The 14,180-nt window shown below is 62.3% G+C and carries 11 protein-coding genes; 9 read left to right on the top strand and 2 right to left on the bottom strand.

From position 1 onward, the window contains the following. Positions 1-117 precede the first annotated feature (117 nt). Positions 118-1,068 (top strand): LysR family transcriptional regulator, encoded by a 951-nt coding sequence (locus EQW76_RS14770; protein ID WP_142829336.1) that lies wholly within the window; start codon positions 118-120, stop codon positions 1,066-1,068. A 3-nt stretch (positions 1,069-1,071) separates the two neighbouring features. On the opposite strand, the gene EQW76_RS14765 is transcribed toward EQW76_RS14770, so the two are convergent. Next, positions 1,072-1,869: a creatininase family protein gene (locus EQW76_RS14765; protein ID WP_142829338.1), complete on the bottom strand. Its 798-nt coding sequence runs from the start codon at positions 1,867-1,869 to the stop codon at positions 1,072-1,074. A 262-nt stretch (positions 1,870-2,131) separates the two neighbouring features. Here EQW76_RS14765 and EQW76_RS14760 point away from each other — a divergent pair, with 262 nt between their 5' ends. Continuing rightward, entirely contained in the window at positions 2,132-3,109 is a 978-nt protein-coding gene (locus tag EQW76_RS14760; protein ID WP_224128013.1) for a magnesium transporter CorA family protein, read from the top strand. Between the two features lie 41 nt (positions 3,110-3,150). On the opposite strand, the gene EQW76_RS14755 is transcribed toward EQW76_RS14760, so the two are convergent. Continuing rightward, the gene (locus tag EQW76_RS14755) at positions 3,151-4,221 is read right to left on the bottom strand and encodes a LacI family DNA-binding transcriptional regulator (protein ID WP_142829339.1); all 1,071 of its coding nucleotides are present in this window, start codon (positions 4,219-4,221) and stop codon (positions 3,151-3,153) included. 215 nt (positions 4,222-4,436) lie between these two features. Here EQW76_RS14755 and EQW76_RS14750 point away from each other — a divergent pair, with 215 nt between their 5' ends. The 7 genes from EQW76_RS14750 (at position 4,437) to EQW76_RS14720 (ending at position 14,113) form a co-directional block, all read left to right on the top strand. Further along, the gene (locus EQW76_RS14750; protein WP_224128011.1) at positions 4,437-5,276 is read left to right on the top strand and encodes an ABC transporter substrate-binding protein; all 840 of its coding nucleotides are present in this window, start codon (positions 4,437-4,439) and stop codon (positions 5,274-5,276) included. A gap of 66 nt (positions 5,277-5,342) precedes the next feature. Next, positions 5,343-6,875, top strand: coding sequence for an amino acid ABC transporter permease/ATP-binding protein (locus EQW76_RS30155; protein ID WP_142829341.1), 1,533 nt, complete (start codon positions 5,343-5,345; stop codon positions 6,873-6,875). A 64-nt stretch (positions 6,876-6,939) separates the two neighbouring features. After that, positions 6,940-8,061, top strand: a complete 1,122-nt coding sequence (locus EQW76_RS14740; protein WP_142829343.1) for an FAD-binding oxidoreductase — start codon at positions 6,940-6,942, stop codon at positions 8,059-8,061. 140 nt (positions 8,062-8,201) lie between these two features. Beyond that, a complete protein-coding gene (locus EQW76_RS14735; RefSeq protein ID WP_143122942.1) occupies positions 8,202-8,909 on the top strand; it encodes a 3-oxoacid CoA-transferase subunit A in 708 nt (235 codons plus the stop codon). After that, the gene (locus EQW76_RS14730; RefSeq protein ID WP_142829347.1) at positions 8,906-9,595 is read left to right on the top strand and encodes a CoA transferase subunit B; all 690 of its coding nucleotides are present in this window, start codon (positions 8,906-8,908) and stop codon (positions 9,593-9,595) included. Before EQW76_RS14735 ends, EQW76_RS14730 begins: the two co-directional genes overlap by 4 nt. 10 nt (positions 9,596-9,605) lie before the next feature. Continuing rightward, positions 9,606-10,811, top strand: a complete 1,206-nt coding sequence (gene pcaF / locus EQW76_RS14725) for a 3-oxoadipyl-CoA thiolase (RefSeq protein WP_142829349.1) — start codon at positions 9,606-9,608, stop codon at positions 10,809-10,811. Positions 10,812-10,945: 134 nt separating this feature from the next. Beyond that, complete coding sequence (locus tag EQW76_RS14720) at positions 10,946-14,113, top strand: PAS domain-containing protein (RefSeq protein ID WP_142829351.1); 3,168 nt, start codon at positions 10,946-10,948, stop codon at positions 14,111-14,113. Positions 14,114-14,180: the final 67 nt, after the last annotated feature.

Here is a 14,180-nt window from a genome sequence, read left to right as displayed (position 1 = left end):
TTGCCTTGCGCTTTGAAAAGCATCAAAATTCGTGCGCAACGATGCCTTTTTGGCATCTCAAGACGCGCCTGTACCGAAATTGTGCGCGCTGCTTAAAATTAACGCAAAGAGGCGCCCGTGCTGCATTCCAGGAAGCTTCTCTACATGAACGAAATCGCCCGCTGCGGCTCGATCCGCAAGGCGGCGGCGCGGCTGAACGTGGCTTCGTCGGCGATCAACCGGCAGATCCTGGCGCTGGAGGAAGAAATGGGCGCGCCGCTTTTCGAGCGCCTGCCGCGCGGCCTGCGCCTGACGGCCGCCGGTGAACTCTGCATCGAGCATATCCGCGAGGTCTTGAAGACCTACGAGCGGCTGGAGGGGCGGATCCGCAGCCTGAAGACGCAGCAGGCCGGCAAGATCCGGCTGGTGACCACGGTCGGTCTCGCCTCCGGGCCGCTGCCTGAAATCATCGCCCGGTTCCAACTCAAGCACCCGCGCGTATACCTGCAACTGCGCAACGACGCAGGCACGACGACGGTCAACCCGGTGCTGACCGGCGAGGTCGACATCGGCCTCGGCTTCAACATTCCGGCAACGCCGGGCATCCGGACGCTGGCCAATTTCGACATCCCGATCGGGGTCGTCTTTCCGCCCGGCCACAGGCTGCTAGCGCCGGGGCCGATCAACCTTGCCGACGTCGTGCAGGAGCGCCTGATCCTGGCACAGCCGGGAACGAGCCTGCGTGATGCCATCGACCTCATGCTGGCGCGTCTCGACGTGCATGTCGAACCGGTCCTCGAAACCAACGCGTCCGAGATGCTGAAGAAGCTGGTGAAATGCGGGGCGGGGCTGACGATGCTCAATCCGCTCGACGTCATCACCGAATGCCGCTCTGGCGAACTGGTGTTCCGGCCCATCGCCGAGCCGCATACCCGCCATCAGCCGATGAAGCTGTTTGCCCGGGCCCGCGCGCCGCTCGACGCCACGACCAGCCTGTTCGTCGAATATCTGCTCGCCGAACTCGCCGGGCTCGTCACCGAGTTGCAGGCCAAGGGCCACATCGCCCCAGACCGCCCGGCAGCCGCCTGAAAATTACCGAGAGTAGAGGTTAGAAAGCGGGTAGGCCTTGAGATCGTATAGCATCTCGACGAAACCCTTGACCTGATGTCGGCAGATTGCCGCTCCCTTCTCGGCGGTGCCGAGCGATGCGTCGCCGACGACACCGTTGGGGTTGAGATCGTGGGCGATCCAGGCCAACGAGTGCGGCGGCAGCGGTTGGATATATTGGGATTGTTCGCGCATCCATTCGGCTTTCGAGACGAAATTCTGCGCCTTGTCCATCCGCACCAGGTCGGGGCGGAAATGTAGCATCAGCGATGTCTCGACTTCACCGCCGTGAATACCGTAACGGGACTCGTGATCGCTGATCAGACCCTCGGGATTGCCGAACCGGCCCCATTGCGTCGACATGACCGCCATCTGGTAGCGGACGCGCAGTTCGCGGGCGACGATGCTCATGATGTCGACATTGCCCCCATGGGAATTGACGATCACCATCTTGCGCAGGCCAGCTTCCGCCACCTTGGCACCGATCGCCGTCCACACCGGGATCAGCAGTTCGGCACCCAGCGACAACGTGCCGGGACCGTAGACATGCTCGTTGGCCTTGCCGATTTCCTGAGTTGGAAGCACCAGAATATCGAGATCGTCCTGCCGCTGGGCGCGCAATTCGGCCAGCATGCCATTGGCTATCGCCACATCCGTCGCCACGGGCAGGTGCGGGCCGTGCTGCTCGGTGGACGCGATCGGCAGGATAGCGATGGTCGTGTCTGGCGACAGCCCGGCAAAATCGTAGGTATTCAGCTCGTTCCAGTAAAATGGCGTCGGCATCGACCCGTCCCTCGTTGTCTGTGGGGTATGGGTTACGGAAATCGACCGGGCACGAAAAGCATCAATTTGTGGCCGTGCTGCTGCCTTTTTGAGGACGATGACACCTAGCGCCGCCGCATGCCCGCATGCAGCTGGAAAAAGTAAAGCCCGATGCCGGGAACGAGAACTATTGTTCCGCGTAATCATGGTGATATCAGTTTGGCCACCTAAGGCTCCGCCGAAACAACTTGCCTAAGCCTTTTTGACCCCCGGGAGTGCAGCCTTGCTCACCATCCACCGCGATACCACCCCCTCCGTGCGCCAGGCCAACACCGGCGTTGACCTCCCAGACAAGGTCATCTGGATGGACCTCATGGATCCGACGGCGGAGGAAATTGCATTCGTCGAGGCCGGAGCCCATATCAAGGTCCCGTCGCGGGATGCCCTGAGCGAGATCGAGGCATCAAGCAGGCTCTCGAGGCAGGGCGACCACCTCTATCTCAGCACTCCGGTCATCGGCCACGCGACGCTGGACGATGCTGAACTGTCGCCGGCCGGCTTCGTGCTCGGCAAAGACATTCTCGTCACCATCCGCTACGCATCGCTGCCGACGTTCGACGCAGTTGTGGAGCGGATGAACAAGGATGGCACTATCGCCAGCAGCGTGGGGGTATTCACCTCGCTGCTGGAAGCCATAGTAGACCGTGGCGCCGACGCACTCGAGCATCTCGGGGCCGCCATCGACGAAGTCTCAAGATCGATTTTTCGTGGCCAGATTTCGGGTCTCAAAGACCCTAGCAAGGCGACCGCAACGCTGCACCGGACGCTGTCAAGGATCGGCGGCCTTGGCGACCGCCTGTCGAAGGCGCGGGACGTGCTTCTCGGCGTCGGGCGTATTGCATCATTTAGCGGCGACGTTGCCCACGAATGGCTGGCGCCGGAATTCCGCGACAGGCTGGCCGCGGTCTGCAAGGACGTCGTGTCGCTCAGCGACTACGAGACGCACCTCTCCGACAAGATCCAGTTTCTGCTCGACGCCGTGCTCGGCTATATCAACATCGAGCAGAATGAAATCTTCAAGGTGCTGACCATAGCCTCAGTCGTCGGCGTGCCTCCAACCCTGCTCGCGGGTATCTGGGGCATGAATTTCAAGTCGATGCCGGAGCTCTCGTGGACATGGGGCTATCCGATATCGCTGGCACTGATCGCCCTCAGCGCCATCCTGCCACTCGTCTGGTTCCGCCGGAAGGGCTGGTTCTGACGCGGCCAGGGTGTGGACACCGTGACCGCTCTTCGCAGACCTCAACCCGCCTTCGCCGGACCGACCGAGCCGCGTTCGATGATCGACGTCGGCAGGACGATCCGTTGCGGCGCATGCGTCTCTCCCTTCAGCCGGCGGATCAGCAACTCTGCAACCGCCTTGCCCATTTCATAGACGGGTTGATCCACCGCCGTGATCGGCGGCGTCGTGACACTCGTCCAATCGGCATCGTGGAAGGTGACCAGCGACACGTCCTGCGGCACGCTGAGGCCGAGATCGCGAATGGCCTTGTAGATCTCCAGGCCGATGATGCTGTCGGAGGCGATGATCGCGGTGGGGCGATCCGGCTTCGCCATGATATTTGCCACGATCGATGCCGTGCGGGCTTTCTTGGCGCCGAACATGAGATAGCGTTCCGGATCCGGGATATTGGCTTCCGCACAGACTGCGAGCAGGCCGGCAATGCGCTCGCGCACGGTTGACGTCGGTATGTGGTTGAAGTTCCAGTCCGGGCCTGCCTCCGCCTCGGCCGCCGTGAAATAGGCGATCCTGCGGTGGCCTGCGGCCACCAGCAGCCGCGCCACCCGGCTGGCGGCATCCCTGTCATCGACGGTCACGGTGTCGACGTTGAAATCCTGCAGGGGGCGGTCGAGCAATGCCAGGGGACGGCCGGAGCGGTCGATGTCCCTGAGATGGGCGATCTCCCGGCTATCCGATGGCGAGACGATCAGTCCATCGACCCGCTTGCCGATCAGCACCCGGACTGCGGCCTTCTCGGCCTCGAGTTCTTCACCGGAATTGGCGAGGATGACGTTGAAACCGGACGCCCGTGCAACATCGCTGATGCCGCGCACCGCAAGGCTGAAGAAAGGATTTTCGATATCGCCGACGACCACGCCCAGCAGGCCGGACTTTCCGGTCGTCATGCTCCGGGCCAGTTCGTTCGGCCGGTAATCGAGCGCCTTGGCCGCAGTCATGACGTCCGCATGGACCTTGTCGCTGACGACGCCATAGCCGCCGAGCACGCGGGCCGCCGTCGCCTTCGAGACATTGGCCGCCCGGGCCACATCCGCAACCGTCACGGCGCGGGTTTTCACGGATATTTTTTTCATCCCGGCAACGACTACAAGAGATGTTGACGAACCGTCAATCCGAATATACCAATTATCAATGAGACCGGTCTCACTAACGTAGAAACCGGTCTCATCCGCATAAAAGTGAGTTTTCGGGTAACAAGAACCATGCAGCTGAACGTCGGCGCGAGCCTTCCGACGGTGCCAAATGGCGTGCCCGTTCGACCCAAAAAACAAGTTCAGAGGAGAACGACATGCGCATGATGGGAATAATCAGATTTGTGAAGCCGGCAGCTCTATCGGCCGCGCTGGTTTTTGCAGCGGCTTTGGCAGCCGTCGGCACGAGCCCCGGGGCCTTTGCCGCAGACGACAACAAATACGGCCTGATCGACGCCAAGCAGATCAGCGTCGGGACGATGGGCGATGCCAAGCCTTACGTCTTCACCACAGCAGACGGCCAGTTCACCGGTTTCGATATCGAGCTTTTCCTCGATGTCGCCAAGCGCATGGGCTTCACCAAGGAGCAGGTTATCTTCACCGGCCAGGACTTTTCGGCGCTGATACCCTCGGTCGCCAACGGTCGATTCGACGTCGCGGTTGCCGCCATCGGCACCACCGCCAAGCGCAAGGAAACCGTCGATTTCTCCGATGGCTACCTTGCCGGCTACCTCTCCGTGCTGACCGCCGACAAGGCGATTACCGGCGCGGAAGGCCTGAAGGGCAAGCGGCTCGGCGTAGTCCAGGGGACGCTGCAGGAAATCTATGCCGCGAAGACTTTCACCAGCACAGATCTGGTGAAGTTTCCCGACAACAACTCTGCGGTTTCCGCCCTGAACAACGGTACTGTCGACGCGCATTTCCTCGATTACGAAGCCGCCAAGCAGTATTCAGAGCGTTATCCAGCGCTAAAGATCGCGGTCAATATCCCGTCCTTCGATGCACCTGCCGGCTTCGTCATCAAAAAGGGCAACGATGCCTTCCGTGAAGCACTGAACACCGGCCTCCACGCCGCGATGCAGGACGGCACCTGGAAGAAACTTTACGAAAAATGGTTCCCGGGTTCGCCGATGCCAGCCGACTATCTCCCGAAATAACGACGCCTGGCCGGCTGCCGGCAATAACCAGGCAGCCGGCACACCATCGATAGCAAGGGGATAGGAATGGACTGGCTTGAGAATTTGCGTCGCAGCTTCCTCGACTGGAATGCGATGCTCGAGGTCCTGCCGGCGATGATCACCGTCGGACTGAAGAATACGCTGATCCTCGCTTCCACGTCGACAGTACTGGGTGTGGTCATCGGCATGATACTGGCCGTCATGGGTATCTCGCAGTCGCGCTGGCTGCGAATTCCGGCACGGCTCTATACCGACATCTTCCGCGGCCTGCCGGCGATCGTCACGATCCTGCTGATTGGTCAGGGCTTTGCGCGCATCGGCCGCGAACTTTTCGGTCCGTCTCCTTTTCCACTCGGCATTCTTGCTCTCAGCCTGATTGCCGGTGCCTATATCGGGGAGATCTTCCGCGCCGGCATCCAGAGCGTGGAGCGCGGGCAATTGGAAGCCTGTCGGGCGCTCAGCATGAGCTACGGGCAGGGCATGCGGCTAATCATCATTCCGCAGGGAATACGGCGGGTGCTGCCGGCGCTGGTCAACCAGTTCATCGGCAACGTCAAGGATTCGAGCCTCGTCTACTTCCTCGGGCTGCTGGCTTCCGAACGCGAGATCTTCCGCGTCGGCCAGGATCAGGCCGTCGTCACCGGCAACCTGTCGCCGCTGCTTCTGGCCGGCGTCTTCTATCTCGTCATCACCGTGCCGCTGACCCATGTGGTCAACGCCATCGACACCAATCTCAGGCTCGGCAAGCACAAGGGCGGCGAGCCGACCAGCGGGCTCGCCGAAGTCAGCGAACTGGCGAGCGTGGTGGATACGGGCTCCGGCAGTCCTATACCACCAAACGGCCCGAAATTCCGGGGCGGCAGCCTTGAAGTCAGCAATTTGTCGATGGCCTACGGTAATCTCGAGGTCCTCAAAGGCGTCGACCTCACGGTCAAGCCGGGCACGGTGACCTGCATCATCGGTCCGTCCGGCTCGGGCAAATCGACGTTGCTGCGGTGCCTGAACCGCCTGGTCGAGCCGAAGGGAGGCGATGTGCTTCTGGATGGCGCCAGCATCCTGACGATGAAGCCGGAGAAGCTGCGCCGTCGGGTCGGCATGGTGTTCCAGCATTTCAACCTCTTCCCCGACCACACCGCCCTCGAAAACGTTATGCTGTCGCTGACCAAGATAAAGGGCATGGGCAAGCGCGAGGCGGAGGCGATTGCCGAGGCCCGGCTGGCGGATGTCGGACTTGCGGCCCGCAAGCACCACCGTCCGGGCGGCCTTTCCGGCGGCCAGCAGCAGCGCGTGGCGATTGCCCGGGCGCTGGCCATGGATCCGGAGGTGATCCTGTTCGACGAGGTCACCAGCGCACTCGACCCGGAACTGGTGAAGGGCGTCCTCAACCTGATGGCCGATCTCGGCAAGCGCGGCATGACCATGGTCGTCGTCACCCACGAAATGGGTTTTGCCCGCAAGGTCGCCGACCAGGTCATCTTCATGGACGAGGGAAGGGTGATCGAGGCGGGCACGCCATCTCAGATCTTCGACACCCCAAGCAGTCCTCGTCTCAGACACTTTCTCGCCGAGGTGCTTTAGCGCAAGAACCCCGGTGCCGTTCAACCACCACACCGCCAGCATCAACTACAAAGGTTATCCCAGAATGTCAGTCTCATCCGCCAAGAAGGTCATCGTTGTCGGCGCCGGTATTTTCGGCGTGGCATCCGCCGTCAATCTCGCCCGCCTGGGCGTCCAGACGACGCTGGTCAATGACGGTCCGCCTGCCAACGGCGCATCCGGCCGTTCGCTGTCATGGCTCAACTCGTCCCGGAAGCGCTCCGAGGCCTATCACCGGCTGCGCATGGTTGGCATCGACCGTCACCGGACGCTTGCGGCCAAATATCCCCAGGCTTCATGGCTGCGCTTCGACGGCGGGCTGACCTGGGATGCCGACGACGCATCCAACGAAATCCGCGAGGCCTTCGCGTTCGAGCGACAGATCGGCTACGATGCCAAGCTGCTATCGGCCGACGACATAGCCGATGCGACGCCCGGCGTCGATGCGCGTCCGGTCACGCCGCAGGGGGCCATCCTCAATCCCGGCGAAGGCTGGGTCGATCTGCCGAGCCTGATCGAAGTTCTGCTGGCGGAGTTCGCAGCCCTCGGCGGCACCGTCGTCACCGATGCCGGGAAAGTCACGCCCCGCAAAACCGGTGGCCGCGTCGATGGCGTCACGACCTCGAGCGGCCGTGAATTCGATGCCGATACCGTGTTGCTCGCCACCGGACCGGCCGTCCCGCGCATGGCAGCCGAGCTTGGACAGACCATCGCCGATGGCACGCCGGTTTCGCTGCTGGTGAAGACCAAGCCTGTCGACCTGCCGCTGAAAGCAGTCCTCAACACCCCGCGCGTCGCCGTCCGCCAGACACCGACCGGCGCCCTGGTGCTGGATTCCGGTTGGTCGGAAGAGGAAGTGATCGTCAAGGCCGATGGCAGCTACGAGGTCAAGGATTCGACGGTTCAGGGCCTTCTCGACGAGGCATCCCTTGTTCTCGAGGGCAATCCGAAGCTCGAACTCGATAGCTACGGCGTCGGCCCGAAGCCTATCCCGGGCGACGGAGAGCCGGTTTTCGGGGCGCTGACGAAGGTACCGGGCTGTTATGTCGCCTTCAGCCACAGCGGCGCGACGCTTGGGCTGATCGCCGGTGAATTGATTGCGGACGAGATTGCCACTGGCAATCTGCATCCGTTGCTGGCCGAATTCCGTCCGGAGCGGTTTTCCTGATCATCTCCCGGATATTTTTCGTGCGTTATACGAACAAATCTCGATTAACGCACTAATATCTTGCTGCCCAGCCCTTGCGCCGGTATTCCAGACGATGACCGCAGATAGATTTCGGTCATACGGTCGTCGGAGGATCACGCATGGACAAAACAATCGGCAGCACCGCAGAAGCCGTCGCTGACATCGGCGATGGCGCAACGGTTATGATCGGCGGGTTCGGTGGCTCTGGCGCCCCGATAGAGCTGATCCACGCCCTGATCGACAAGGGCCCGAAAAACCTCACCGTCATCAACAACAATGCCGGCAACGGTCGCATCGGCATCGCCGCGATGATCGATGCCGGCATGGTGCGCAAGATGATCTGCTCTTTCCCGAGATCTTCCGACCCGCGTGCGTTTACCGACAGATATCTGGCTGGAGAGATCGAACTGGAACTGGTTCCGCAGGGAACGCTGGCCGAGCGCATCCGCGCCGGCGGCGCCGGCATTCCGGCATTCTACACGCCGACCGCCTTCGGCACAGAACTCGCGGAGGGTAAGCCTATCGCCGAATTCGAGGGCAGGTCCTATGTGCAGGAGCGCTGGCTGAAAGCCGATTTTGCCATCGTCAAGGCCCATGTCGGAGACGCCCACGGCAACCTCACCTACAACAAGGCTGGCCGCAACTTCAATCCGCTGATGTGCATGGCGGCAGCAAGCACCATCGTCCAGGTCTCGAAAATCGTCGCCGCCGGCGAGATCGATCCGGAGCAGGCCGTCACACCCGGCATCTTCGTCAACCACATTGTCGAGGTCGCCGACCCCCGCCAGGAAGAACACCTCATTCGAGCCGGAGTGGCCTACGCATGACAATCGATACCCGCGAAGACATCAAGCTCTCCAATGCCCAGATCGCCTGGCGCGCGGCGCAGGACATTGCCAACGACGCCTATGTGAACCTCGGCATCGGCTTTCCCGAGATGGTGGCGCGCTACCAGCCGCCCGGCCGGCAGGCTATCTTCCACACCGAGAACGGTATCCTCAACTTCGGCGAACCGCCGGCTGCGGGCGAAGAAGACTGGGACCTGATCAACGCCGGCAAGAAAGCCGTGACCCTGAAGCCGGGGGCCGCCTTCTTCCATCACGCCGACAGCTTTGCGATGGTGCGCGGCGGACATCTGGATGTCGCCATTCTCGGCGCCTACCAGGTTGCGCAGAACGGCGACCTGGCGAACTGGCGGGTCGGCAGCAAGGGCGTGCCGGCAGTCGGCGGGGCGATGGATCTCGTGCACGGCGCCAAGCAGGTTTGCGTCATCACGGAGCATGTCACCAAGGCGGGCGAACCCAAGCTCGTCGAGAAATGCACGTTTCCCCTGACAGGGGTCGGCTGCATCACGCGCGTCTATACAAGCCACGCAGTCGTCGACATCGTTGACGGCCGCTTCGTGTTGCGTGAAAAGCTTGCCGCCATGTCGCTCGAGGAGTTGCAGGCCATGACCGGGGCGACGCTGCATATCGACGGCAAGGTCGGCGATCTCGTCGTCCCCGAACTCTGAGGAGAGCCCCATGGCTGATGCATTCATCTGCGATTATATCCGGACGCCCATCGGCCGCTTCGGCGGTTCGCTGTCCTCTGTGCGCGCTGACGATCTCGGCGCCATTCCGCTGAAGGCCCTGATGGAGCGCAATGCCTCTGTCGACTGGGATGCCGTCGACGATGTGATCTTCGGCTGCGCCAACCAGGCAGGTGAAGACAATCGCAACGTCGCGCGCATGTCGTCGCTGCTGGCCGGCCTGCCCCATTCGGTCTCGGGCACAACCATCAACCGCCTCTGCGGCTCCGGCATGGATGCCGTCATCGCGGCCGCCCGCGCCATCAAGGCGGGAGAGGCGGAATTGATGATTGCCGGCGGTGTCGAGAGCATGTCGCGCGCACCCTTCGTCATGCCCAAGGCCGAAACGGCGTTTTCGCGCAGCGCCGAAATCCACGACACGACCATCGGCTGGCGCTTCGTCAACCCGCTGATGAAGAAGCAGTACGGCGTCGACAGCATGCCGGAGACTGGCGAAAACGTCGCGGAGGACTACAAGGTCAGCCGTCACGACCAGGATGCCTTTGCCGTTCGCAGCCAGGACAAGGCCGCCGCCGCCCAGGCAAGCGGCCGGCTGGCACGGGAGATCACCGCCGTCACCATCCCGCAGCGCAAGGGTGACCCGATCGTGGTCGACAAAGACGAACATCCGCGCGCAACGACGATGGAGGTGCTGGGCAAGCTCGGTACCCCGTTCAAGAAAGAGGGCGGCACCGTCACCGCCGGTAATGCGTCCGGCGTCAACGACGGCGCGGCATCGCTCATCATTGCCTCGGAAGCGGCAGCCCGGAAATACGGCCTGACGCCCATTGCACGCATCCTCGGCGGCGCTGCTGCCGGCGTGCCGCCACGGGTGATGGGCATCGGCCCGGTACCCGCATCGCGCAAGCTGATGGCGCGCCTCGGCATGACGCAGGACCAGTTCGACATCATCGAGCTGAACGAGGCATTCGCGAGCCAGGGGCTCGCTGTCCTGCGCGAACTCGGCATCGCCGACGACGACGCCCGCGTGAACCGCAACGGCGGCGCAATTGCGCTCGGCCACCCCCTCGGTATGTCCGGCGCACGCATCACCGGCACGGCAGCCCTCGAGTTGAAGGAAACCGGTGGTCGCTACTCGTTGTCGACCATGTGCGTCGGCGTCGGGCAGGGGATCGCAATCGCCCTCGAGCGGGTCTGATCTACGCCCGGTTTGAGAGCGCAAAACGCTGGCAGAGCAGGCCAATATGACGGCCGGCGGATCTTTTCATGCAAAGTGAATCCGCCGATCCTGACATTTGTTGACACGGAAGAAATGACCTGTCAGGAGGAGTCATGGCCCCACGTCAATCTCGTAACGTCTCGCTGACCCCCGAGCTAGAAGCTTTCATTCATGAAAGCCTGGCTACGGGTGACTATGCCAACGCCAGTGAAGTGGTTCGCGCCGCCTTGTGCAGGCTGCGCGACGGGGCAGCAGTGCCTGCGACTTCATCTGTCAAGGACTGGCCCAAAGGCGGCGGCGAATGCGGCGCGCTGATCCGGAGCATGGACTGGAACAAGAGCCTTCTCGGCCCCATCGAAGGATGGAGCACGGAGATGCGGACAACCGTTGCCAACATCGTCAATTCGCCCGTGGCGAAAGTCCTCATGTGGGGCCGCCACCACGTCATGCTCTATAACGACGCCTACCGGGAGATTGCCGGCGAGCGCCACCCTTCTGCCTTCGGAACACCCGTTGCCGTAGCATTTCCCGAGGTATGGGATTGGAACCGTTCCATTCTCGAAGCGGGTCTGCGCGGCGAAATCGTGACGCATCGCGATCAGCCTATCGTGTTCAACCGGCCTGACGGCCCGCAGACCATGTTTCTCGATCTCTTCTACACACCGGTGTATGACGCGGACGGCCATGTGGGCGGGGTCATGTGCACCATAGTTGACAACAGCGCGCGGCTCCTGGCCGAAACGCGACTGGCGGAGAGGGAAGCCGAGCTGCGCAGCGTCACCGACGCCGTGCCCATGCTGATTTCCTACGTCGATCAGGATCATATCTATCGATTTGCCAACGGCACCTACCGCGATTGGTTCGGGGTCGATCCCCAAAGCATGGTCGGCCGGCACGTAAGCGATGTCATCGGCGAAAAGGCCTATGGAGATCGCCGCCAATCAATCGTTCGCGGCCTCGCCGGCGAGACTTTCGCCTCTGAAGCGCAACTTGCCTATAACGGTGGCGCCCTGCGCCGCATCGAGATCCGCTATGTCCCGCATTTCGGAGCAGATGGCGCCGTCCTCGGCGTCCACATTCTCGGCATTGACGTCGAGGAACGCGCGCAGCGTGAAACCGATCTCGCTGTCAGCAACAAGCGCTTCCGCTACGCGATGGACGCTGTGCACGGCGTGCTTTGGACCAACAGCGCCGATGGCCGGATGATCGGGGAGCAGCATGGCTGGTCGAAGCTGACCGGCCAGACCGCAGAAGAATATCAGGGCTACGGCTGGTCGAATGCCGTCCATCCCGACGACGCGGCTGCGACGGTAGAAGCCTGGAAAGAGGCCGTGGCGACCAAGAGCATGTTCATTCACGAGCACCGGGTGCGCCGCCACGACGGTTCCTGGCGTCAGTTCGCCATCCGTGGCCTGCCGATCCTCGACGCATCCGGCGACATCGTCGAATGGGTCGGCGTCCATACCGATATCACCCATCAGCGCGCGGCCGAAGCAGCGCTTCGCGAACAGGCCGAGGTGCTGTCGCGGCAGGTCCGCCATCGCGAACGCGCCGAGGAGCAGCTGCGACAGGTCAACGAGAATCTGGAAGCGCGGGTCGTTGCCGAGATCGGCGAACGACGCGCCGCCGAGGCGAAGCTCGCCCAGGCGCAAAAGATGGAGACCGTCGGCAAGCTGACCGGCGGCGTGGCCCACGATTTCAACAACCTGCTGCAGGTCGTCTCCGGTAACCTTCAACTGCTTGCAAGGGACATTGCCGGCAACCCGAGGGCCGAAACCCGAGTGGCCAACGCCATGGCGGGCGTATCCCGTGGCTCGAAGCTTGCAAGCCAGCTTCTGGCCTTCGGACGCCGGCAGGCGCTCGAGCCGAAGGTCGTCAATATCAGCCGCTTCGTGCGCGGCATGGACGACATGCTGCGAAGGGCTATCGGCGAGGCAATCGAGGTGGAGACCGTCGTTACCGGTGGGCTCTGGAACACCTTCATCGATCCCGCGCAGGTCGAAAACGCGCTTCTCAATCTCGCCATCAACGCCCGCGATGCGATGGCAGGTCGCGGCAAGCTGACAATCGAGCTCGCCAACGCCCATCTCGACGACAGCTATGCGCTGGAGCATGACGAAGTCACGCCCGGTCAGTATGTCATGCTTGCGGTCAGCGACACGGGTACCGGCATGTCGCCAGATATCATCGACAAGGTGTTCGAGCCGTTCTTCTCCACTAAGGCAGAAGGCAAGGGTTCGGGCCTCGGCCTGTCGATGGTCTACGGCTTTGTCAAGCAGTCGGGCGGCCACGTCAAGATATACTCCGAGGTCGGCGAGGGCACGACGATCAAGCTTTACCTGCCACGCGCGATGCAGTCCGAAGACATGGAAGTCGCCGTCGATACCGGTCCGATCACCGGTGGCACGGAGACGGTGCTGGTTGTCGAGGATGACGATGCCGTGCGCGACACCGTCGTCAACCTGCTCACCGACCTTGGCTATCGCGTGCTGAAAGCGATCGATGCGGCAAGCGCCCTGAGCGTGATCGAGAGTGGCATACCGATCGACATCCTGTTCACAGACGTCGTCATGCCCGGCACCCTGAAAAGTCCTGAACTTGCCCGCAAGGCTCGGGAACGCCTGCCAGATATCGCCATCCTGTTCACGTCCGGTTATACCGAAAACTCGATCGTCCATGGCGGAAAGCTCGACGCCGGAATCGAGCTGCTTTCCAAGCCCTACACACGCGAGGCAATGGCCCGCAAGTTCCGCCACGTACTTGCCAACCGAAGCCAGCGGTTGAAGCCCGCAGAAAGCATACCCGCCTCGAACCCGTCTCTGGAAGCGCCGGCATCGAGCGCATCGGTCACGACGCGGCTGACGGTCCTTCTGGTGGAAGATGACAACCTCATCCGCGTCAGCACCGGCGAAGCGTTGAAGAACGCCGGCTGCATCGTTGTCGAGGCAGGCAGCGCCGAGGAGGCCATGGCTGCCCTGGAGACAGTCCCATTCGACGTGCTGGTTACCGACGTCAACCTGCCAGGGGCGTCAGGCGCCGAATTGGCAAAGCGCGCGCGTTCTGTGCGACCGTCGGCGGCGATCGTCTTTGCAACGGGCGATCCCTCAAGCGTGAAGAGCGAAATCGGTGCCGTTGTTGTCGGCAAGCCCTATCATGCCGAGGCACTAATCGCGGCCGTCGAAAGATCCTGGGCCGCAGTGTCGAACGGCGCTAGCGCCGAAACCGAGACCTCCCCTCAGCAAAGCGGACGTTTCAGCAACTCGACATCGACGACGAACTGATCGGGAACACTGCGGTGTAGCAAACCCGACCTCCCGTCGAATTTTCAGTTACCGAACATATTGCTGA

This window comes from Rhizobium sp. rho-13.1 (assembly GCF_007000305.1).
Lineage (GTDB): Bacteria > Pseudomonadota > Alphaproteobacteria > Rhizobiales > Rhizobiaceae > Rhizobium > Rhizobium rhododendri.
The sequence above is the reverse complement of the archived record's forward strand: the minus strand, read 5'-3'. Positions and strand labels throughout refer to the sequence as shown.

What these genes read in the sequence shown, in the direction of transcription:
- EQW76_RS14765 (WP_142829338.1), bottom strand. Translation starts at nt 1,869, where the DNA reads ATGCCGACGCCATTTTACTGGAACGAGCTGAATACCTACGATTTTGCC.
- EQW76_RS14755 (WP_142829339.1), bottom strand. Translation starts at nt 4,221, where the DNA reads ATGAAAAAAATATCCGTGAAAACCCGCGCCGTGACGGTTGCGGATGTG.
- EQW76_RS14750 (WP_224128011.1), top strand. Translation starts at nt 4,437, where the DNA reads ATGCGCATGATGGGAATAATCAGATTTGTGAAGCCGGCAGCTCTATCG.
- EQW76_RS30155 (WP_142829341.1), top strand. Translation starts at nt 5,343, where the DNA reads ATGGACTGGCTTGAGAATTTGCGTCGCAGCTTCCTCGACTGGAATGCG.
- EQW76_RS14740 (WP_142829343.1), top strand. Translation starts at nt 6,940, where the DNA reads ATGTCAGTCTCATCCGCCAAGAAGGTCATCGTTGTCGGCGCCGGTATT.
- EQW76_RS14735 (WP_143122942.1), top strand. Translation starts at nt 8,202, where the DNA reads ATGGACAAAACAATCGGCAGCACCGCAGAAGCCGTCGCTGACATCGGC.
- EQW76_RS14730 (WP_142829347.1), top strand. Translation starts at nt 8,906, where the DNA reads ATGACAATCGATACCCGCGAAGACATCAAGCTCTCCAATGCCCAGATC.
- pcaF (WP_142829349.1), top strand. Translation starts at nt 9,606, where the DNA reads ATGGCTGATGCATTCATCTGCGATTATATCCGGACGCCCATCGGCCGC.
- EQW76_RS14720 (WP_142829351.1), top strand. Translation starts at nt 10,946, where the DNA reads ATGGCCCCACGTCAATCTCGTAACGTCTCGCTGACCCCCGAGCTAGAA.